Here is a 21,957-nt window from a genome sequence, read left to right as displayed (position 1 = left end):
AAACGATGAAACGTACAGGATTAGCCGTGGCGCTCGCGCTCGGCATGATGACGCACGGCGTAATGGCGAAAACGCTTAATGTGGTGACCAGCTTTTCCATCCTGGGAGACATCACGCAGCAGGTTGGCGGCGATCGTGTGAAGGTGACGACGCTGGTGGGGCCGGACGGTGATCCCCATACTTTCGAACCCTCGCCCAAAGACAGCGCGGCGCTGAGTAAAGCTGACGTGGTGGTGGTCAATGGGCTGGGGCTGGAGGGCTGGCTCGACCGTCTGGTGAAAGCCTCCGGATTCAAAGGCCAGCTGGTGGTTGCTTCGGACGGCGTGAAAACGCACACGCTGGAAGAGGACGGTAAAACCGTGACCGATCCGCACGCGTGGAACAGCGCGGCGAACGGCGCGCTGTATGCGCAAAATATTCTCTCAGGGCTGGTGAAGGCCGATCCTGAAGATACGGCGGCGCTTGAATCTACCGGTAAACCCTATATTGCGCAGCTCTCTCAGCTGGACGGTTGGGCTAAAAAGCGTTTCAGCGACATCCCACAGGCGAAGCGCAAAGTGCTGACCAGCCACGACGCCTTCGGCTATTTCAGCCGCGCCTACGGCGTGACGTTTATGGCGCCGCAGGGGCTGTCGTCTGAGAGTGAAGCCAGCGCGGCGCAGGTAGCGGAGATCATCAATCAGATTAAAGCTGACGGCGTGAAAACCTGGTTTATGGAAAACCAGCTTGACCCACGCCTGGTGAAGCAGATTGCGACCGCCACGGGCGCCCAGCCGGGTGGTGAACTTTACCCGGAAGCGCTGTCCGCGAAGGGCGGCGTGGCGGACACCTACGTCAAGGCATTTCGCCACAATGTGGACACCCTCGCTAACAGCATGAAATAAGCGTCTCTCTGGCCGATGCGCCCGCATCGGCTTTTTTCTGAAGCCCCCTCGTAAAACCCGACGCGCATCCCCATATTTGATGAGAAAGTGCTATCTTGTGCTGCATGTTTTTCTAAGGCCTGGAGCGAGAATGACTGACCATGAATTGATGCAGCTAAGCGAAGTGGTGGGGCTGGCGCTGAAACAGCGCGGCGCGACTCTCACGACCGCAGAATCCTGCACCGGCGGCTGGGTGGCGAAAGCAATTACCGATATTGCTGGCAGTTCCGCCTGGTTTGAACGCGGCTTTGTGACCTACAGTAACGAGGCGAAAGCGCAGATGATCGGCGTGCGTGAAGCCACGCTTGAGCAGCATGGCGCGGTCAGCGAGCCGGTGGTGATCGAGATGGCGATTGGCGCGCTGAAAGAGGCGCGCGCAGATTACGCTATCTCCATCAGCGGTATCGCGGGGCCGGACGGCGGCAGCGACGTGAAGCCTGTCGGCACCGTCTGGTTTGGCTTTGCCACCTCAAAAGGTGAAGGGATCACCCGCCGGGAATGCTTCAGCGGCGACCGCGAAAGCGTGCGTCGTCAGGCAACGGAATACGCGTTAAAAACGCTCTGGCAACAATTTCTACAAAATACTTGATACTGTATGACTATACAGTATAATTGCCTCAACAGAACAGAAGTCCATGGTGAAGCGCAGTTGCTTCTCCCGGCATGACAGGAGTAATAATGGCTATCGACGAAAACAAACAGAAAGCGTTGGCGGCAGCACTGGGCCAGATCGAAAAGCAATTCGGTAAAGGCTCCATCATGCGCCTGGGTGAAGACCGTTCCATGGATGTGGAAACTATCTCCACTGGTTCGCTTTCTCTTGATATCGCACTGGGCGCTGGCGGTTTGCCGATGGGCCGTATCGTAGAAATCTACGGTCCGGAATCCTCGGGTAAAACTACCCTGACGTTGCAGGTTGTTGCGGCGGCACAGCGCGAAGGTAAAACCTGTGCGTTTATCGATGCCGAGCACGCGCTGGACCCGGTCTATGCCCGTAAACTAGGCGTTGATATCGACAACCTGCTGTGCTCCCAGCCGGACACCGGCGAGCAGGCACTGGAAATTTGTGACGCGCTGGCGCGCTCAGGCGCGGTTGACGTGATCATCGTCGACTCCGTTGCGGCGCTGACGCCAAAAGCGGAAATTGAAGGTGAAATCGGTGACTCTCACATGGGCCTCGCGGCACGTATGATGAGCCAGGCGATGCGTAAGCTGGCGGGTAACCTGAAGCAGTCCAATACGCTGCTGATCTTCATCAACCAGATCCGTATGAAAATTGGTGTAATGTTCGGTAACCCGGAAACCACCACCGGCGGTAACGCTCTGAAATTCTACGCTTCTGTCCGTCTGGATATCCGCCGTATCGGTGCGGTGAAAGAGGGGGATAACGTAGTCGGTAGCGAAACCCGCGTGAAGGTTGTGAAGAACAAAATCGCAGCACCGTTCAAACAGGCTGAGTTCCAGATCCTCTACGGCGAAGGTATCAACTTCCTCGGCGAGCTGGTTGACCTGGGCGTGAAAGAGAAGCTGATTGAAAAAGCGGGCGCATGGTACAGCTACAACGGTGACAAGATTGGTCAGGGTAAAGCGAATGCTATCTCCTGGCTGAAAGAGAACCCGGCGGCGGCGAAAGAGATTGAGAAGAAGGTGCGTGAACTCCTGCTGAACAACCAGGACTCTAAACCTGATTTCGTGGTCGACGGCGCGGATGCTGAAGAAACCAACGAAGACTTTTAATCCTCTCGGATAAAAATGAAGGGCTGCTGATGCGGCCCTTTTTGCATTTCTGAATCGACAGGTTTTTTATGAGTGAACCGACATCACGCCGACCAGCCTACTCACGCTTGCTGGATCGGGCCGTGCGTATTCTTGCCGTGCGTGACCATAGCGAACAGGAGCTGCGGCGGAAACTGTCAGCGCCCGTCATGAGCAAAAACGGTCCGGAAGACATTGATGCCACCGCGGAAGATTATGACCGCGTGGTTGCCTGGTGCTACGAGCATCACTATCTGGATGACGGCCGTTTTGCCGCTCGCTTTCTTGCCAGCCGTGGTCGTAAAGGCTATGGGCCAGCGCGTATCCGCCAGGAGCTGAACCAGAAAGGCGTAGCCCGTGAATCGATTGAAAAAGCCATGCGCGAAAGTGAAATTGACTGGTGCGAACTGGCGCGTGAGCAGGCGGTACGAAAGTACGGTGAGCCGCTGCCGCGTGAATTTTCAGAAAAAGTTAAAATCCAGCGCTTTTTGCTCTACCGCGGCTTCCTGAAGGAAGATATTCAGGATATCTGGCGTAATTTTACCGATTGAACGCATGCGGGATTTTACTTCCCACTAAAGAAAACTTATCTTATTCCCACTTTTTCCAGTAGCTGGTCCGTCCAACTGTTTACAGATACAGATCTGCTGCGACATTTCGTTAGCTTGATTTCAGGATAATTATGAGCAAGAGCACCGCTGAGATCCGTCAGGCGTTTCTCGATTTTTTCCATAGTAAGGGACACCAGGTTGTTGCCAGCAGCTCCCTGGTACCGAACAATGACCCGACTCTGCTGTTTACCAACGCCGGGATGAACCAGTTCAAGGATGTGTTCCTTGGTCTCGACAAGCGTAATTATTCCCGCGCCACAACCTCACAGCGTTGCGTGCGTGCGGGCGGTAAACACAACGATCTGGAAAACGTCGGTTACACCGCGCGCCACCACACCTTCTTCGAAATGCTGGGTAACTTCAGCTTCGGCGACTATTTCAAACACGATGCCATTCAATACGCGTGGGAACTGCTGACCGGTGAAAACTGGTTCAATCTGCCGAAAGAGCGTCTGTGGGTGACCGTGTATGAGACCGATGACGAAGCGTTCGACATCTGGGAAAAAGAAGTGGGTATCCCGCGCGAACGTATCATCCGTATCGGTGACAACAAAGGCGCGCCTTACGCGTCTGATAACTTCTGGCAGATGGGCGACACCGGCCCTTGCGGTCCGTGCACCGAGATCTTCTACGATCATGGCGACCACATCTGGGGTGGCCCTCCGGGAAGCGCGGAAGAAGATGGCGATCGCTACATTGAGATCTGGAACATCGTCTTCATGCAGTTCAACCGTCAGGCCGACGGCACCATGGAGCCGCTGCCAAAACCGTCCGTAGATACCGGTATGGGCCTTGAGCGTATCGCGGCCGTTCTGCAACACGTTAACTCCAACTATGAGATTGACCTGTTCAGCACCCTGATCAAAGCCGTTGCTGAGGTAACGGGCGCAACCGATCTGAGCAACAAATCACTGCGCGTTATCGCAGACCATATTCGTTCCTGTGCGTTCCTGATTGCTGACGGCGTTATCCCGTCGAATGAAAACCGTGGCTATGTGCTGCGTCGTATCATTCGTCGTGCGATCCGCCATGGCAACATGCTGGGCGCGAAGGACACCTTCTTCTATAAACTCGTTGGGCCACTGATTGGCGTGATGGGCTCTGCCGGTGACGAGCTGAAACGCCAGCAGGCGCAGGTTGAACAGGTTCTGAAAACCGAAGAAGAGCAGTTTGCCCGTACGCTGGAGCGCGGTCTGGCGCTGCTGGACGACGAGCTGGCGAAACTCAAGGGCGACACGCTGGATGGCGAAACCGCTTTCCGCCTGTACGACACCTACGGCTTCCCGGTTGACCTGACCGCGGACGTTTGCCGCGAGCGCAACATCAAAGTTGACGAAGCAGGCTTTGAAGCCGCAATGGAAGAGCAGCGTCGTCGTGCGCGTGAATCCAGCGGTTTTGGCGCGGACTACAACGCGATGATCCGCGTTGATAGCGCGTCTGAATTTAAAGGCTACGAAGAGCTAGCCCTGACCAGCAACGTAACCGCGCTGTTTGTTGACGGTAAAGCCGTAGACAGCATTAGCGCGGGCCAGGAAGCGGTTGTTATCCTGGATAAAACGCCGTTCTATGCGGAATCGGGCGGCCAGGTTGGCGATAAAGGCGAACTGAAAGGCAATGGCTTCAGCTTCAGCGTAAGCGATACCCAGAAATACGGTCAGGCAATTGGTCACCAGGGCAAACTGGTTTCCGGCTCTCTGAAAGTGGGCGAGGGCGTTCAGGCCAACGTTGACGAAGCTCGCCGCGCGCGCATTCGTCTGAACCACTCGGCAACCCACCTGATGCACGCAGCCCTGCGCGAAGTGCTGGGTACGCACGTTGCACAGAAAGGTTCTCTGGTTAATGACAAAGTGCTGCGTTTCGACTTCTCGCATTTTGAAGCGATGAAGCCGTCTGAAATTCGTGCGGTGGAAGACCTGGTGAATGCCCAGATCCGTCGTAACCTGCCAATCGAAACCCACATCATGGATCTCGAGGCAGCGAAGAAGAAAGGTGCGATGGCGCTGTTTGGCGAGAAATATGACGACCGCGTTCGCGTGCTGAGCATGGGCGACTTCTCTACCGAACTGTGTGGCGGTACTCACGCATACCGCACCGGTGACATCGGCTTGTTCCGCATCGTTTCCGAGTCGGGGACGGCGGCAGGCGTGCGTCGTATTGAGGCGGTGACCGGGGAAGGCGCGATTGCCAGCCTGCATGCGCAGAGCGACCAGCTGCACGAGATCGCGCAGCTGCTGAAAGGCGATAGTCAGAACCTGGGCGAAAAAGTGCGTGTCGCGCTGGATCGTACCCGTCAGCTGGAAAAAGAACTCCAGCAGCTGAAAGAACAGGCTGCGGCGCAGGAGAGCGCAAACCTCTCCAGCAAAGCGGTAGACATTAAGGGCGTCAAACTGCTGGTCAGCGATCTGGCGGGCGTTGAGCCTAAGATGCTGCGTACCATGGTCGACGATCTGAAGAACCAGCTTGGTTCGACAGTTATCGTGCTGGCAACGGTCGCAGAGGGTAAGGTTTCTCTGATTGCGGGCGTCTCTAAGGATGTGACGGATCGTGTTAAAGCAGGGGAACTGATTGGCATGGTCGCCCAGCAGGTGGGTGGCAAAGGTGGCGGTCGTCCGGACATGGCGCAAGCCGGTGGTACGGATGCGGCGGCACTTCCCGCGGCATTAGCCAGCGTTGAAAGCTGGGTAAGCGCGAAACTGTAATAACTACAAAGCACAAGCAGACGCCATAGCGGTAACGTTATGGCGTCTTGCTCACTGCGCTATCGATAACGATAAAGTCAGGTTGAGTTTGTGTATATCGGCTAAACTTACGTTTAACAGAATGTGATGCCGTGACTGCTTACACTTTACGTGTTTGTCATCGCTTACTTTTTGGCGTTATATGATGGATAATGCCGGGATACAAGAGACCCGACTCTTTTAATCTTTCAAGGAGCAAAGAATGCTGATTCTGACTCGTCGAGTTGGTGAGACCCTCATGATTGGGGATGAGGTCACCGTGACAGTTTTAGGGGTAAAGGGTAACCAGGTACGTATTGGTGTTAACGCTCCTAAAGAAGTATCTGTCCACCGTGAAGAGATCTACCAGCGTATCCAGGCTGAAAAATCACAGCAGTCCAGTTACTGATATTGTCGCGTCTCGCTGTCGGGCGAGACGCAACCCTCCTGCTATTTTTCCTGCATAAAGTTACCGTTCTATTTCAAACGCTTCGTTTTTGACCACTCTCATAATCTTATCTCATCCAAAAGACGCGCTTCTCTCAACACAATTCTGTGAAGATGCCTGCAAAATCCGCTTATAAAACACTCTCTTTGCGGCTTTTACATGCGAATTGGGTGCGAATTGTGCAAACGAAAAAAGCATGTGGAAAATTGTTTGACTTATAAGTCCCAGAAAGTAATATATGCGCCACGCAGCGACGAGAAGCTCTTAACGAGTTGCTCGAAGCACTCGAAAGAGGCGTTGTGTGGTGAGGTGGCCGAGAGGCTGAAGGCGCTCCCCTGCTAAGGGAGTATGCGGTCAAAAGCTGCATCCGGGGTTCGAATCCCCGCCTCACCGCCATTTTGCATCCGTAGCTCAGCTGGATAGAGTACTCGGCTACGAACCGAGCGGTCGGAGGTTCGAATCCTCCCGGATGCACCATCTATTACTTCATATTGCTTTCGAAGTGATATGAATATCGAGCAGTACAGTAGTAAATCCCGATGCATCCGTAGCTCAGCTGGATAGAGTACTCGGCTACGAACCGAGCGGTCGGAGGTTCGAATCCTCCCGGATGCACCATTTACTATTTCTGAAAGCAGTTCCCTGATGCATCCGTAGCTCAGCTGGATAGAGTACTCGGCTACGAACCGAGCGGTCGGAGGTTCGAATCCTCCCGGATGCACCATTTACTGTTTCTGAAAGCATTTCCCCGATGCATCCGTAGCTCAGCTGGATAGAGTACTCGGCTACGAACCGAGCGGTCGGAGGTTCGAATCCTCCCGGATGCACCATATTCTCCCCCTTTGTTTATTCCTTCGACGTTTCGTCAGCAATCACTCTCTCTGTCAGCGACAAAAATCCCCTTTTACGATAAAGTAATGCTTTGTTAATCGTTTAGCGAGAGCACGATGTACGCACAGTATGACGGTTTGATCTTCGACATGGACGGCACCCTCCTGGATACCGAACCCACGCATCGTCAGGCCTGGACCGAAGTCCTGGGCCGTTACGGTATGCGTTTCGATTTACAGGCGATGATTGCCCTCAACGGATCGCCCACCTGGCGTATCGCACAGGCCGTGATTGAGCTGAATCAGGCCGATCTCGACCCGCATCAGCTCGCGCGTGAAAAAACCGACGCGGTAAAAGCCATACTGTTAGACACCGTGCAGCCTTTACCACTCATTGACGTCGTCAAGGAGTGGCACGGGCGTCGTCCTATGTCTGTCGGTACGGGCAGCGAGAGCGCGATTGCTGAAGCGCTACTCAACCACCTTGGCCTGCGCCACTATTTTTCTGCCGTCGTTGCCGCCGATCATGTTAAACATCACAAACCCGCACCGGATACCTTCCTGCTCTGTGCAGAATTAATGGGTGTTCCACCTGCAAAATGCGTGGTGTTTGAAGATGCTGATTTTGGCATTCAGGCCGCGCGTGATGCCGGAATGGCGGCGGTGGACGTTCGCTTACTGTGAGTGACGCGCTGTCACTCGCTTCATTATTCGCCAGCAGTTTTTTAAGCTCCACCCTCTTACCGGGGAATTCGGAAGTGGTGCTGGTGGCGATGCTGTTGTCCGGCGTAAGTCAGCCCTGGTTGCTGGTCTTAATAGCAACAATGGGTAATAGCCTTGGAGGGCTGACTAACGTTATTCTTGGACGTTTCTTTCCGCTACGCGAAAAATCTCGCTGGCAGGAAAAGGCAGTCGGCTGGCTAAAACGCTATGGCGCTGCCACGCTGTTATTAAGCTGGATGCCTGTAATAGGCGATTTACTGTGTCTGCTGGCGGGATGGATGCGCATTTCCTGGGGACCGGTGCTCTTTTTTTTGTGCCTTGGCAAGGCGTTACGCTATGTTTTACTGGCATGGGTAACACTACAGGGTATGACGTGGTGGCACTAATTGGTGGAATGAATTCGCGACCTTCAATCGTCAACCATTACAATTATGCTGAGTGACAATTTTTTGACAGGCGGGAGGTCAAATTGATCCCGGACGTATCACAGGCGCTGGCCTGGCTGGAAAATCACCCTCAGGCACTGAGGGGTATTCAGCGTGGGCTTGAGCGCGAAACGCTGCGCGTAAATGCGGATGGTAGCTTAGCGACTACGGGACACCCGAAGGCGTTAGGCTCGGCGCTGACACATAAATGGATCACAACCGATTTCGCCGAAGCGCTGCTGGAGTTCATCACGCCAGTAGACGGTGATATTGATCATATGCTGACGATCATGCGCGACGTGCATCGCTTCACCGCCCGCAACCTCGGCGACGAGCGTATGTGGCCGCTCAGCATGCCGTGCTATATCGAGCAGGGGCAGGATATCGAGCTGGCGCAGTACGGCACCTCGAATATTGGTCGGCTAAAAACGCTGTATCGCGAAGGACTGAAAAATCGCTACGGCGCACTGATGCAGACGATCTCTGGCGTGCACTACAACTTTTCTCTGCCGATGGCGTTCTGGCAGGCGAAGTGCGGTGAAACGGATAAAGAAGCGATCTCCGCGGGTTACTTCCGCCTGATCCGCAACTACTACCGTTTTGGCTGGGTTATTCCGTATCTGTTCGGCGCGTCACCGGCCGTCTGTTCTTCGTTCCTGCAAGGGAAACCGACCACGCTGCCGTTCGAGAAGACCGAATGTGGCATGTATTACCTGCCGTATGCGACCTCCCTGCGCCTGAGCGACCTTGGCTATACCAATAAATCGCAAAGCAATCTCGGAATTACGTTTAACGATCTGCACGAATATGTGGCAGGCTTGAAGAGGGCGATTAAAACCCCGTCGGAAGAGTACGAAAAAATCGGCCTCGAGAAAGACGGTAAGCGCCTGCAAATTAACACCAACGTGTTGCAGATTGAAAATGAACTGTATGCGCCGATTCGTCCGAAGCGCGTGACGCGCAGCGGTGAAACGCCGTCGGATGCGCTACAGCGCGGCGGGATCGAATACATTGAAGTGCGCTCGCTGGATATCAACCCGTTCTCACCGATTGGCGTTGACGAGCAGCAGGTTCGCTTCCTTGACCTGTTTATGGTCTGGTGCGTACTGGCTGATGCGCCGGAAATGAGTTCCGACGAACTGCTGTGTACCCGTGCCAACTGGAATCGCGTGATTCTGGAAGGGCGCAAGCCGGGTCTGACGTTAGGTATTGGCTGTGAAACGGCTCAGTTCCCACTGTCTAAGGTAGGGAAGGATCTGTTCCATGACCTGAAGCGCGTAGCCCAGACGCTGGACAGCGTGTACGGCGGCGAAGCTTACCAGAAGGTCTGCGACGAACTGGTTGAAAGCTTTGATAACCCGGAACTGACATTCTCAGCACGTATTCTGCGTTCTATGATTGAGCAGGGAATTGGTGGCACAGGGCGTTCACTCTCAGCGGAGTACCGTGAGATGCTGATGCAGGAGCCGTTAGAGATCCTGAGCGAAGCGGATTTTGTGACAGAGCGTGATGCGTCCGTTGTGCGTCAGAAAGAGGTCGAAGCGGCGGATACGGAGTCGTTTGAGGCGTTTCTGGCGAAGCAGGCCTGAACCAAAAGAAAAAGGCCACATCGCTGTGGCCAAAATATACATCTCTGAATTCAGGGATGATGATAACAAATGCGCGTCTTTCATATACTCAGACGCGCATTCTGTAGAAGAGTTCAGTTTATTTTAAAAAAATCACTATCGGAGGTGACGTATGCCGTTATTAGATAGCTTTACTGTCGACCATACCCGTATGGAAGCACCAGCAGTCCGCGTGGCGAAGACCATGAACACGCCGCACGGCGACACGATCACCGTTTTCGACCTGCGCTTCTGCGTGCCCAATAAAGAAGTGATGCCAGAGAAAGGCATTCACACGCTGGAACACCTGTTCGCCGGATTCATGCGCGACCACCTGAACGGCAACGGCGTGGAGATCATCGATATCTCTCCGATGGGCTGCCGCACCGGTTTCTACATGAGCCTGATTGGTCAGCCTGATGAGAAACGCGTCGCGGATGCGTGGAAAGCGGCGATGGAAGACGTGCTGAAGGTGAAAGAGCAGAACCAGATCCCTGAGCTGAACGTTTACCAGTGCGGCACTTACCAGATGCACTCTCTGGAAGAAGCTCAGGAGATTGCCCGTCATATCATCGAACGTGATGTTCGTGTAAACAGCAATGACGAGCTGGCCCTGCCAAAAGAAAAACTTCAGGAACTGCACATTTAGTATCGTGCCTGTGGATGCCCGGTGGCGCTTCGCTGACCGGGCCTACAATCCTGATGACGACAACCACCACCTTCTCCTTTACCCATCGCCCGCTTGTGCCGTTTTCGCATGATTATGCTCATGGCGACAGCGAGCCGTGGCATCAGCACGACTGCGCGCAGCTCCTGCACAGCCTCACCGGCGTCGTGCGGGTCGATACCGCATCCGGCTGCTGGGTGGTGCCGCCCGGTCGCGGCGTCTGGCTACCTGCGGGTACGCAGCACGCCTTGCGCATCACCGGCAACGTTGCTGCCCGCACGCTGTTTATCGACCCGCTGGCGCGCGCCGATCTTCCGGCGACCTGCCAGATCGTGCAGATCTCGCCCCTGCTGCGCGAGCTGATCCTGACCTCCCTTACGCTTCCTGAATCTTACGCACCCGGAAGCCGCGATGAACGTGTTTATGAGCTGATCCTCGATGAAATTCGCCTCATGCCGGTACTGCCGTTTCACCTGCCCGAGCCGGAAAGCGAAGCGCTGCGCCACCTCTGCCAGCAGATTCGAATGGCCCCGGGAGAAAGCTGGAGCAGCGCCCAGGCCGCAGGTATTGTGGGGATGAGCGAACGCACGCTGAACCGCCATTTTCAGCAGCAGACAGGCCTGAGCTACGGCGAGTGGGTGAGAAGGGCGCGACTGCTGGAAGCCTTAGTGCGGCTGGCGCAGGGCCAGCCGGTATTACGCGTGGCGCTGGATCTGGGGTATGGCAGCCACAGCGCCTTTACGGCAATGTTTCGCCGGGTAATGGGTCTCTCACCCAGCGATTACTTCAGGAACGACTGACCGCGTTAAAAAGCGCCTGAATCGACGCGCGTGCCACGTCGCTGTCGATGCCCACGCCCCAGCGGCTGGTCCCATCCTGGAACAGGCAGCGGATATAGGCCACCGAGCGGCTGTCGCTGCGTTCGCCTAACGTATGTTCGTGATAATCCTTGATCACAAACGGTGCGTTGATCCAGCGGCTTAAGCCGTGAGCGGCGGCGGAGAGCAAACCGTTTCCCTGGCCTTCCAGCTGGCGGGTGCCCCCTTGCGTGGCGACGCTTGCCGTCAGCCGCAGCTGGCCGTCCTGCTGGCTGTCGCTGCGGTACGATTGCAGCGCTAATGGCGGGCTCGCCACCAGGCCGTAGCGGGCGCGGAACAGCTGCCAGAGCGCATTCTGCGTCATCTCTTTTCCATGGTTATCCGTTTCCTGCTGCACGTGCTGGCTAAAATCCTGTTGCAGGGCGCGAGGCAATTTCAGGCCGTGGTTTTGCTCAATAAGCCAGGCGCTTCCGCTTTTTCCTGACTGGCTGTTCACGCGGATCACCGCTTCATAGGTACAGCCAATATCCTGCGGGTCGACGGGCAGATAGGGCATCTCCCAGCGTTCGCCAGGCTTACGGGCATCGAAACCTTTCTTGATGGCATCCTGGTGCGAGCCGGAGAAGGCGGTGTAAGCCAGACGACCCGCCCACGGATGGCGCGGATGGACGGGCAGCTGGTTGCAGGTTTCTACCGTTTCAACCACCCGATTCATATCACTGAAATCCAGATTCGGGCTAATGCCCTGGCTGTAGAGGTTCATCGCCAGCGTCACCAGGCAGACGTTGCCCGTGCGCTCACCGTTACCAAACAGGCAGCCCTCCACGCGGTCAGCCCCGGCCATGACGGCCAGCTCTGCGCTGGCGACGCCGGTACCGCGATCGTTATGCGGGTGCACGCTGATACAGACGTCACTGCGGCGGCTGAAGTGGCGGCAGAAATACTCGATCTGGTCGGCATAGACGTTCGGCGTGCTCACTTCGACGGTAGCGGGCAGGTTGACGATCATCGGACGCGCCGCGCACGGCTGCCAGATCTCCGCTACGGCTTCACAAATCTCCAGCGCAAACTCCGGTTCGGTAAAGCAGAAGGTTTCCGGGGAGTACTCGTACTGCCAGCGGGTGTCAGGGTTCTCTTCACACAGCTGACGAATCAGGCGCGTCGCGCGCGTCGCCAGCTCGACGATTTGCGCTTTCTCCATGCCGAATACCAGACGGCGGAACAGCGGGGCGGTGGCGTTATACAGATGGACGGTGGCCTGTTTCGCACCGCGCAGGGAGTCGAAAGTGCGACGGATAAGATCGTCCCGCGCCTGCGTTAACACCTGAATGGTGACGTCATCCGGGATGCGGTTCTCCTCAATAAGCTGACGCACAAAATTGAAGTCCGTCTGCGAGGCGGACGGGAAGGCGACTTCGATTTCTTTAAACCCGCAGCTCAGCAGCAGATCCCAGAATTGCAGCTTGCGCGCGCTGTCCATCGGCTCGGCCAGCGCCTGGTTACCGTCGCGTAAGTCGGTCGAGAGCCAGCGCGGGGCGCGGGTGATAATCTGCTCCGGCCAGCGGCGGTCGGGCAACGAAAGGGTGGGGTAAGGCTGGTATTTGTCGGCGGGTGTGTTCAGCATGGTGCGCTCCTGTTGTCTTTTCACTATCGTGAATCGATTTCAGGCGCGCTGCTTTATCGGAACTGACAATCGCTGTCGCGTTTTGGACAAGGGGGGCGATTGTTGCCCGGTGGCGCTGCGCTTACCGGGCCTACGATCGTAGGCCGGGTAAGGCGTAGCCGCCACCCGGCAACCCGTGCACAGGGCTAGTGCGCCCCACCGCCCCCGCTACCGGCCCCAAACGGTGGTTTGGCAAACCACACCAGCCCCAGCAGGACGATGAAGATCCCCGCCGATATCCAGAAAATCTCGTTTGCCGAGATAATCAGCCCCTGGTTGGTGATCTGCTGGGCAAGCCAGCCGGACGCCTGCTGCTCCGTCATCCCCATCCCCTCAAGCTGGCTATACATCTGCTGAGCGTTAGGGTTGAACGGGTTCACCGCTTCGGTGAGTTGAGCATGGTGCATCGATTCCCGGTTGGTCCACAGCGTGGTGGTGATCGAAGTCCCGATGGAGCCCGCCAGCGTACGGGTGAAGTTCGACAGGCTCGATGCCGCCGCCATCCGCTCAGGCGGTAAGCCGGAAAGCGTAATGGTGGTCAGCGGCATAAAGAAGCACGCTACGGCGAAGCCCTGAATAAACTGCGGCCACGCGGAGGCGCCAAAGTCCATTCCCGGTTCAAACGTATACGCGCGCCAGTAGAAGCACACGGCGTACATGATGAAGCTGAACGTCACCAGCCTGCGCATGTCGAGCTTATGGGCGAAACGGCCAATAATCGGCGACAGCAGAACCGGAATTAACCCCACCGGCGCGGAGGCCAGCCCCGCCCAGGTTGCGGTATAGCCGTACACCTCCTGCAACAGCTGCGGCAGCAGAACAATCGCGCCGAAGTAGAGCATATAGGCGAGACTGATACAGAGGCAGCCGATGGTGAAGTTTCGCGATTTAAACAGCGAGAGGTCGACTATCGGATTATCGTCCGTCAGCTCCCAGACAATCAGGAAGCTGATGGCCACCACGGCGACCACCGTCAGCACAATGATTTCCGTAGAGGCAAACCAGTCCAGCTCTTTGCCGCGGTCGAGCATGATTTGCAGGCTGCCGATGCCGACAACCAGCAGTGCCAGCCCGATGCCGTCGATCCGCCGCTGTTCGGTCCGCGTTTCGCGACCACGCAGAGACTGTAGCGTCATCAGCACCACCAGCGCACCGATGGGCACGTTGATGAAGAAGATCCAGCCCCAGTGATAGTTATCGCTGATATAGCCGCCGAGGATTGGCCCGCAAATTGGGGCGACGATCACCGTCATCGACCACAGCGCGAGCGCGATGGAGCGCTTGGCGGGCGGATAGTTGTTCAGCAGCAAACTCTGCGACAGCGGAATCAACGGCCCGGCGACAATCCCCTGGATGACGCGGAAGAAAATCAGCATCGTCAGGCTGCTGGACATGCCGCAGGCCCAGGAGGCCAGCACGAACAGGATCGTCGACCAGAGGAACAGCTTCACTTCACCGACGCGCTTCGCCAGCCAGCCGGTGATGGGAATGGAGATGGCGTTCGCCACCCCGAACGAGGTAATGACCCAGGTCCCCTGGCTCAGCGATGAGCCAAGGTTCCCGGCGATCGTAGGGATCGCCACGTTTGCGATGGTGGAGTCCAGCACCTGCATGAATGTCGCCAGCGACAGCGCAATGGTCATAATGACCAGCTGCGCCCCCTCCAGCGGTTTTTGCGGCTTTTGCTGTTGCATAACGCTCACCTTCGGCTTAACCGGCGTTTGCCTTCACGATGTCATCGATCAGCTTATTGACCGGATCGAGGCTAATTTCACGGGCGTTACTTTCATAAGCTGGCGTACTGCGCACCTGGCTTGCGAGGATCTGACCGTCGCGGTTGGCGGTATCGACCGTCACCAGCGTGGAAAGGCCAATTCGCAGCGGATGGTCTGCCAGCTGCTTAGGATCCAGCTCGATACGCACAGGCAAGCGCTGTACCACTTTGATCCAGTTGCCGGTGGCGTTCTGTGCAGGCAGCAGGCTGAACGCGCTGCCGGTCCCCATGTCCAGACCGACCACTTTTCCGGTGTACTTGACGTCATCGCCGTAAATATCGCTGACCACGGTCGCGGTCTGGCCGATACGCATATGCGCCAGCTGGGTCTCTTTGAAGTTCGCATCGACCCACAGATTGTTTGCCGGAACGACCGCCATCAGCGGCGTGGTGGTGCTAATCTGCGCCCCTGGCTGTACGGAACGACGGGAAACGTAGCCGGTCATCGGGCTGACGATTTTGGTACGTTGCAGGGCAAGCCATGCGTTACGCACTTCGGTCGCCGCCTGTTTCACCGCTGGCTGGTTTTCCAGAGAGGTACCCAGCACCATCGCCTGATTAGCGTTGTACTGTTGGATCGCCACGTCCAGTTGCGCCTGTGCGCTGGCCACCGCGTCGCGGGCGTGCTGCAACTCTTCACGGCCAATCAGGTTGGCGGTGCCGAGAGGAACACGACGATTGAGGTCGCTCTGCGCCTGAGCCAGGGCCGTTTTCTGCACGTCGATATTGGCCTGAAGCTGCTTGCTGTTGATCATCAGCTGGCGGGTCTGGCGAACGCTGGAGGCCAGCGCCGTCTGTGCTTTTTCAAACGCCTGTTGGGCGTCGGTCGGGTCGAGCGTGACCAGCACATCGCCTTTTTTCACAAAGTCGGTGTTATCAGCCCAGACTTTCGTCACGCTGCCTGACACCTGGGCCATGATTTGAACCTGATTCCCTGCCACGTATGCATCGTCTGTCTCTTCAACATGACGCAAGACTAAAAACCAATAGATCCCATATGCCACGGCAATAATAATAAAGAGCAAGGTCAGCAGAATAAGGGCGCTCTTACGTTTGCCCTTTTTGTTGGCCGGTTGCTGCGGGAGGGTGTTCTCCGCATTTGCGCTCATTGTTGTTCTCCACGATCTTTTTATTTTCACATCGGCTGAGCCGACCTGTTGTCAGAAAGGCCAGCAGTTTCACGTGCTGGCCTGTCAGTTTTTCTTTTTAGCAATCTGGAATGTTGAGCGGATCGTCGCGTTAGCGCAGCGCCTCAAGGATGACGCCGTCTTCATCCATCTGGTCCAGACGGGTGAGCAGCTTGCGAGTAATGTGCTCAAGCTGGTCGCGCTCGGCGGTGCTGAGGGCAGACCAGAGCTGGTGCAGGCAGTTGTGCTGCGGTGGCAGCACTTCGCGCAAGAATTCGTGACCTTTCTCGGTCAGTTGCAGATGCAGGCAGCGGCGATCGTTATCGCTTTCACGGCGTTCAATCCAGCCGCGCTTTTCCAGTTCATCCGCGATACGGGTCGCATTGGTACGGGATGACCCCAGCGCACAGCTCAGTTCCGACGGCTGAATGCTGTGATTTTCCTGAGACTCCAGCGTAATCAACGCCATAAACAACGTCTCGTTAATCCCCTGCGCTTTCAGCATCTTGTTACGATTTTCCAGCAGCTTACCCTGCATGTGCATGCACAGGCGGGTCAGCAGGATTTCCTGATACGGGAAGTCCTCATGACGACTGGCGCGGAACTTAAGCATTTGTTCAATGGGCGTAAACGAACTATCCATTTTGGGCATAACCTCATTAATTACAGCCGATATAGTAACGACAGTGACAAATAATGTAAATGAATTATTTGTGCGGTTATATCCGCCAAACGTATGTCACCATCAGAAAGCGCCGGGTAAATCCGTGACCCGGTGAGCACAGAGAGCGTGGGGTGTGTACCCGCGAAAGAGGGGATGTGAGGACAGGGGTCTGAACTATTCATGCCGGTAGTAAATATGTCACCCACAGTAAAATTTCTGGGATAAATGATTACCGTTACCTTAACAGATGCAGGCCCCCTTTACACCCCAGGGGGCCCAAAGCAATGTAAAACTTAGTGAATTGCTTCCTGACGGTGATAGCCGCGCCACCATACCAGCAGATTTATCGCCGCGACGATGGCGCCGATGGCGCATACGCCCGTCCAGCCCGCGTGCTGCCAGGCGGAGGCTGAGATTAGCGAACCCGCCGCGCCGCCGATAAAGTAGCTGGTCATGTACCCGGCCGTCAGACGGTTACGGGCATCCGGCTTCACGCGGTAAATCACGGTCTGGTTGGTGATATGTACACCCTGCACGGTGAGGTCGAGCACCAGAATACCGACAATCAGCGCCAGCACAGATACGTGTCCGTACCAGATGGCCGCCCAGGAGAGCAGGAGTAAAACCAGCCCTGCGGAGGTGGTCATATGAGATTTGCCTTTGTCGGCCAGCCCACCCGCCGGGCGCGCGCCCAGTGCGCCAGCCGCGCCTGCCAGCCCGAACAGGCCAATCACGCCTTCTGAGTAGTTAAACGGCGGCGCGGCGAGCAGAAACGCCATCGACGTCCATAAGATGCTGAAGTTAGCGAAGGTGAGACACCCCAGAATGGCGCGCGTGCGCAGGAGTTTATCCCGGGTAAAGAGGCTGAAAACGGAGGCGAGGAGCTGCGGATAGTTCAGGTGATTTTCCTGCTTCACCTTTGGCAGGCCGCGCCACAGGGCCAGCGCCATGATAACCATCAGCACGCTCGCCACCCAGTAAACGGTGCGCCAGCCGCCGAGGCTCGCCAGCAGCCCGGCAACGGTTCGCGCGAGCAGGATGCCCAGCAGCAGGCCGCTCATGATAGTGCCGACCACTTTGCCGCGTTTTTCCGGGGAAGCCAGCGTCGCGGCGAGGGGAACCAGAATTTGCGCCACCACCGAGAACAGCCCCGTCAGCGCGGTGCCGATAATCATCATCGTTAACGACTGGCTGCTGGCGGTGATCAACATCCCGCCCGCCGCCAGCAGTGTCATGGAGACGATAAGCATCCGGCGCTCAAACATATCGCCTAATGGCACCAGGAACAGCAGCCCGGCCGCATAGCCGAGCTGTGCGGCGGTGACAATAAACCCGGCGGAGCTGGCTGAAAGATCGAAGGCGCGTGCGATGGTGTCGAGCAGTGGTTGTGCGTAATAGTTGCTGGCGACGGCCAGACCCGTTGCCACGGACATTAAAAGGATGAGTGCGGGGCTAAGCCCTTGAGTTGTTTTTGTCATTAGTTTCAGGAATCGTGAGTTAAGTGATTATTTTTCCGGAAACATAATAACCAATGATGGTGAATGTTGGGGAATTGTTACGTGGTGGATTGTGCGGTTAAGGTTGGGTGCGGTTTGATCCCCTCACCCCGACCCTCTCCCAGGGGGAGAGGGTGGTCATCGTTCCCTCTTCCCCTGGGAGAGGTTAGGGTGAGGGAAAATGTTTTACTTCTGCGCCTCAAGCGCCTCTTTCACCCAGCCATCGAACTGCTGCTGGTGGGCTTTGATCCAGCCATCCACGTGGCCTTTGATATCAGCTTCGGATGATTTACCCGCGTGCATCATCGCGTTCTGGGCGTTAATGTCTGCCAGCGGCAGTTTCATCACCGAGAACAGCTTCGCCGCCGCCGGGTTTTTCTCGGCCCAGGCTTTGTTCGCCACAATATGCATGGTGTTCACCGGGAAGCCATAGTTCATGCCGTTTGGCAGTTTGGTGTCGATATCTTTCTGCTCGCCTGGCAGGGAGGAGAAGGGCACCTGCAACCACACCACGTCTTTGCCCGGCTTCAGCACGTCGCTCACCCAGTACGGCGTCCAGGTGTAGTAGATCACCGGCTTGCCTTCTTTAAAGCGGGCGATGGTGTCGGCCATCATCGCAGAGTAATTGCCGTGGCTCACGTCGACGGTCTTCGCCAGATCGAAGGCTTTGTTCTGGTGGTTAATCACCGCTTCACAGCCCCAGCCCGGCGAACAGCCCATCATGTCGGCTTTACCGTCACCGTTGGTATCAAACAGTTTTGCGATCTTCGGATCTTTCAGCTGTTCAATATTGGTGATGTGATATTTATCGGCGGTTTTCTTGTCGATCAGATATCCCTGCGCAGCGCCGGTCACAAAGGTGCCTTCGCGGTAGAATTTCTTGTCACCGCCTGCGGCGGCATACATGTCGTCGTGCAGCGGCTGCCAGTTCACGGCGGTAAAGGTGGCATCACCGGAGGCAATGGAGGTATAGCCCACGTTGTAATCCACTTCGCTGGCGGTATTCACCGTATAGCCCAGTTTCTCCAGCGCACGGCTGACAATCTGGGTCTGGAAGGACTCTTCCGAAATGGTGCTCTGCACCGGCTGCACGGTAATGCCTTTGCCCGGCAGGTCAGCGGCAACTGCGCTGGTGGAGACAAGGGTCGCAAACGCTGTGGCAAAAAGTACGTTATTTCGCATCGTTGTTCCTTATTTTGTAAATGGGCGGGTGAGTAACCCGACAGGGCCGGTGGTGTACCAGCGACGGTTGCCGCGACTACGTGAATCACGACCGACAGCCTGGGTCAGGCGGTCAAGAATGATGGCGAGGATCACAATCCCGACGCCGCCGACGGTCGCCAGCCCCATATCGAGACGGCCAATGCCGCGCAGTACCATCTGACCTAACCCGCCAACGGCAATCATCGAGGCGATCACCACCATCGACAGCGCCAGCATCAGCGTCTGGTTAACACCTGCCATAATGGTCGGCATCGCCAGCGGAAGCTGAACCTTAAACAGCATCTGACGCGGGCTGGCGCCGAACGAGCGCGATGCCTCTATCAGATCCGCAGGCACCTGGTTAATGCCCAGAATGGTCAGGCGAATAATCGGTGGCAGGGCGAAGATAATGGTCACGACCACCCCCGGTACGTTACCGATGCCGAACAGCATCACGATAGGCACCAGGTAAACGAACGCTGGCGTGGTCTGCATCGCATCCAGCAGCGGGCGGATAATCTTCGCGGCCCTGGGGCTGCGCGCCAGCCAGATCCCCATCGGCAGGCCGATCACCACGCAGAACAGCAGGGCGGTCAGCACCAGCGCCAGGGTGATCATCGCCTGAGACCACGCGCCAATCGCGCCGATGGCAATCAGGGAGATGAGCGTGGCGATCCCCATACCCGCGCTGCCGAACTGCCATGCGATCAGCGAGAACAGGATAATCGCCACCGGCGCGGGCATGCCCAGCATCAGTTGCTGGAAGCCGTTCAGGATGTAATCCACCGGGATGCGGATCCCCTGGAACACCGGACGGAAGTGGGTAACGACCCAGTCGATCCCCTCCGTTACCCAGCTATCCAGCGGGATCAGCGTCTTGTGGAACGGATCCATAATATTGAAATGCTCTGGGGCAGGCGCTGGTGCGCTGTTGAGCCAGTCTGCCGCGCCGCCGCCATCGGCAGGCGCAGGCGTCGACCCCCACGCATCGGCAGATTGCGCCGCGCTGTCCGCTGCTTCAGTGGTGCCCCATGGGTTTGATTGATCAGCCATTGTTTGTCCCCTCGCGATCTAAAGCCTGTAGCAGCATCCGTTTTGAGATGATGCCAACGTACTGTTGTTCTTCACCTACGACCGGCACGGCGCACGGCGCCTGACCCACGTGAGAGAGCAACTCGCTGAGCGGCGTTTCGGCGTCCACGGCAAGCGGAGCGTCAATCAACGCCGCATCGATTCCCTGGTTTTCGCTCAGGGCGGTTTTCAGAGAGTCAATGGAGACCACGCCACCAGATAACCGTATTCACGGTCTTCGTCCTGCAACAGCTTCAGCGCGGAGCGCGGGCCAAAACCTGGCGTTTTACGAATAATGCCGTTTGGTGTTCGACGGGCAATATCTTTCGCACTGAATACGTGGCTAATATCCACGCCGCGGAAGAAGGTGCGCACATAATCATTCGCCGGATTATTGAGAATTTCATCCGGTGTGCCGACCTGCACCACTTCACCATTTTGCATAATGGCGATACGGTCGCCAATACGCATGGCTTCATCCAGATCGTGAGAAATAAAAACAATGGTGCGCTGATGTTTGGCCTGTAATTTTACCAGCTCATCCTGCATCTCGGTGCGAATTAAGGGATCGAGCGCTGAGAAGGCTTCGTCCATTAATAAGATGTCCGGATTAATCGCTAATGCGCGCGCTAATCCCACACGCTGACGCATACCGCCGGAGAGTTCATCCGGATACGCATGAGCATAATTTTCCAGCCCGACCTGACGCAGTGCATCAAGGGCTTTTTCCTGACGTTCCTGAGCGGGCGTGCCGGCTAACTCCATGCCAAAGGCGGTATTATCGAGTACCGTCATGTGCGGCATCAGTGCAAATGACTGAAACACCATCGCAATTTTCTTTCTGCGCACCTCGCGGAGATCTGCGTCTGATATTCTGGCGATATCCACGCCGTCTATCAGCACCTGTCCGCGGGTGGGTTCAATCAGGCGATTGAGAAGGCGAACCATAGTGGATTTACCCGAACCGGATAATCCCATGATGACAAAAATCTCGCCTTCTTCAATGGCCAGACTGGCGTCTTTAACGCCAAGCGATAGCCCGGTTTTTTCCAGAATTTGCTCTTTCGTAAGGCCTTTCTCAATATATTTGAATGCGCGCTGCGGGTGCTCGCCAAATACTTTATAAAGATTTTTCACTTCTAATTTAATTGCCATGCAATAGAGAGTGTCCTGTTATTTGTTTATGTCGATATGATTACCATGGTAAATAGTTAACTGGCATTACCCTAACATACTCAGAATCTGAGACAACCCTGGACCGGCCTGAGGGCGGAATTTTGCCGCAAGCGAAACGGCTGAATTTCCCATGAATAAAGGGCTGAGGGCGGTTTGAATTTTTCTCAATTTTTTGCTGCTGCATCGGGAAATTTCGCCTGAATCGGTGTGATTCAGGCGAATATGACGGGGAAATTACAGTGTAGTACGTAGTGGAATA

18 protein-coding genes, 5 tRNA genes and 1 pseudogene are annotated in these 21,957 nt (G+C 56.2%); 16 read left to right on the top strand and 8 right to left on the bottom strand.

Annotated elements, in window-relative coordinates; translation table 11 throughout:
- Positions 1-5: 5 nt before the first annotated feature.
- From O1721_RS21555 to O1721_RS21480, 16 genes are all read left to right on the top strand, one after another.
- Positions 6-884: a metal ABC transporter substrate-binding protein gene (locus O1721_RS21555; protein WP_015571668.1), complete on the top strand. Its 879-nt coding sequence runs from the start codon at positions 6-8 to the stop codon at positions 882-884.
- A gap of 130 nt (positions 885-1,014) precedes the next feature.
- On the top strand, positions 1,015-1,512 hold the full coding sequence (gene pncC, locus O1721_RS21550) for a nicotinamide-nucleotide amidase (RefSeq protein WP_003862172.1): 498 nt from the start codon (positions 1,015-1,017) through the stop codon (positions 1,510-1,512).
- Between the two features lie 89 nt (positions 1,513-1,601).
- Positions 1,602-2,660 (top strand): recombinase RecA, encoded by a 1,059-nt coding sequence (recA, locus tag O1721_RS21545; RefSeq protein WP_015571667.1) that lies wholly within the window; start codon positions 1,602-1,604, stop codon positions 2,658-2,660.
- 68 nt (positions 2,661-2,728) lie between these two features.
- Positions 2,729-3,229, top strand: coding sequence for a recombination regulator RecX (gene recX, locus O1721_RS21540; RefSeq protein ID WP_479953389.1), 501 nt, complete (start codon positions 2,729-2,731; stop codon positions 3,227-3,229).
- A gap of 131 nt (positions 3,230-3,360) precedes the next feature.
- Positions 3,361-5,988: an alanine--tRNA ligase gene (gene alaS, locus O1721_RS21535; RefSeq protein WP_032649282.1), complete on the top strand. Its 2,628-nt coding sequence runs from the start codon at positions 3,361-3,363 to the stop codon at positions 5,986-5,988.
- 241 nt (positions 5,989-6,229) lie between these two features.
- A complete protein-coding gene (csrA, locus tag O1721_RS21530; protein ID WP_000906486.1) occupies positions 6,230-6,415 on the top strand; it encodes a carbon storage regulator CsrA in 186 nt (61 codons plus the stop codon).
- A 342-nt stretch (positions 6,416-6,757) separates the two neighbouring features.
- A tRNA-Ser gene (locus O1721_RS21525) sits at positions 6,758-6,850 on the top strand.
- Positions 6,851-6,854: 4 nt separating this feature from the next.
- Positions 6,855-6,931: transfer RNA gene (locus O1721_RS21520), tRNA-Arg, on the top strand.
- Between the two features lie 64 nt (positions 6,932-6,995).
- Positions 6,996-7,072: transfer RNA gene (locus O1721_RS21515), tRNA-Arg, on the top strand.
- Positions 7,073-7,101: 29 nt separating this feature from the next.
- Positions 7,102-7,178 (top strand) — tRNA-Arg (locus O1721_RS21510).
- Positions 7,179-7,207: 29 nt separating this feature from the next.
- Positions 7,208-7,284: transfer RNA gene (locus O1721_RS21505), tRNA-Arg, on the top strand.
- Positions 7,285-7,401: 117 nt separating this feature from the next.
- On the top strand, positions 7,402-7,968 hold the full coding sequence (gene yqaB, locus O1721_RS21500; RefSeq protein WP_015571665.1) for a fructose-1-phosphate/6-phosphogluconate phosphatase: 567 nt from the start codon (positions 7,402-7,404) through the stop codon (positions 7,966-7,968).
- Positions 7,965-8,393: a YqaA family protein gene (locus tag O1721_RS21495; RefSeq protein ID WP_017692791.1), complete on the top strand. Its 429-nt coding sequence runs from the start codon at positions 7,965-7,967 to the stop codon at positions 8,391-8,393. Before yqaB ends, O1721_RS21495 begins: the two co-directional genes overlap by 4 nt.
- An 83-nt stretch (positions 8,394-8,476) precedes the next feature.
- Complete coding sequence (gene gshA / locus O1721_RS21490; protein ID WP_032649280.1) at positions 8,477-10,021, top strand: glutamate--cysteine ligase; 1,545 nt, start codon at positions 8,477-8,479, stop codon at positions 10,019-10,021.
- Positions 10,022-10,172: 151 nt separating this feature from the next.
- Complete coding sequence (luxS, locus tag O1721_RS21485) at positions 10,173-10,688, top strand: S-ribosylhomocysteine lyase (RefSeq protein ID WP_017382778.1); 516 nt, start codon at positions 10,173-10,175, stop codon at positions 10,686-10,688.
- A gap of 53 nt (positions 10,689-10,741) precedes the next feature.
- Positions 10,742-11,506: an AraC family transcriptional regulator gene (locus tag O1721_RS21480; protein WP_003862181.1), complete on the top strand. Its 765-nt coding sequence runs from the start codon at positions 10,742-10,744 to the stop codon at positions 11,504-11,506.
- Here O1721_RS21480 and leuA read toward each other — a convergent pair.
- From leuA to proV, 8 genes and pseudogenes are all read right to left on the bottom strand, one after another.
- On the bottom strand, positions 11,493-13,148 hold the full coding sequence (gene leuA, locus O1721_RS21475) for a 2-isopropylmalate synthase (protein WP_032649278.1): 1,656 nt from the start codon (positions 13,146-13,148) through the stop codon (positions 11,493-11,495). The two genes, O1721_RS21480 and leuA, sit on opposite strands and share 14 nt — an antisense overlap.
- A gap of 185 nt (positions 13,149-13,333) precedes the next feature.
- The gene (gene emrB, locus O1721_RS21470) at positions 13,334-14,881 is read right to left on the bottom strand and encodes a multidrug efflux MFS transporter permease subunit EmrB (protein WP_006811709.1); all 1,548 of its coding nucleotides are present in this window, start codon (positions 14,879-14,881) and stop codon (positions 13,334-13,336) included.
- 16 nt (positions 14,882-14,897) lie between these two features.
- On the bottom strand, positions 14,898-16,070 hold the full coding sequence (gene emrA, locus O1721_RS21465; protein WP_017382776.1) for a multidrug efflux MFS transporter periplasmic adaptor subunit EmrA: 1,173 nt from the start codon (positions 16,068-16,070) through the stop codon (positions 14,898-14,900).
- Positions 16,071-16,200: 130 nt separating this feature from the next.
- Positions 16,201-16,731: a multidrug efflux transporter EmrAB transcriptional repressor EmrR gene (emrR, locus tag O1721_RS21460; protein ID WP_017694792.1), complete on the bottom strand. Its 531-nt coding sequence runs from the start codon at positions 16,729-16,731 to the stop codon at positions 16,201-16,203.
- A gap of 314 nt (positions 16,732-17,045) precedes the next feature.
- The gene (locus O1721_RS21455; protein ID WP_017382775.1) at positions 17,046-18,230 is read right to left on the bottom strand and encodes an MFS transporter; all 1,185 of its coding nucleotides are present in this window, start codon (positions 18,228-18,230) and stop codon (positions 17,046-17,048) included.
- Between the two features lie 204 nt (positions 18,231-18,434).
- Entirely contained in the window at positions 18,435-19,430 is a 996-nt protein-coding gene (gene proX, locus O1721_RS21450) for a glycine betaine/L-proline ABC transporter substrate-binding protein ProX (protein ID WP_045324714.1), read from the bottom strand.
- Positions 19,431-19,439: 9 nt separating this feature from the next.
- Positions 19,440-20,504, bottom strand: a complete 1,065-nt coding sequence (gene proW / locus O1721_RS21445; RefSeq protein ID WP_015571659.1) for a glycine betaine/L-proline ABC transporter permease ProW — start codon at positions 20,502-20,504, stop codon at positions 19,440-19,442.
- Positions 20,497-21,677, bottom strand: a pseudogene (gene proV / locus O1721_RS21440) (glycine betaine/L-proline ABC transporter ATP-binding protein ProV). The gene proW and the pseudogene proV overlap by 8 nt, the downstream one beginning before the upstream one ends.
- Between the last annotated feature and the right edge of the window lie 280 nt (positions 21,678-21,957).

The organism is Enterobacter cloacae complex sp. HYC033_NIDB (assembly GCF_056673335.1).
The sequence above is the reverse complement of the archived record's forward strand: the minus strand, read 5'-3'. Positions and strand labels throughout refer to the sequence as shown.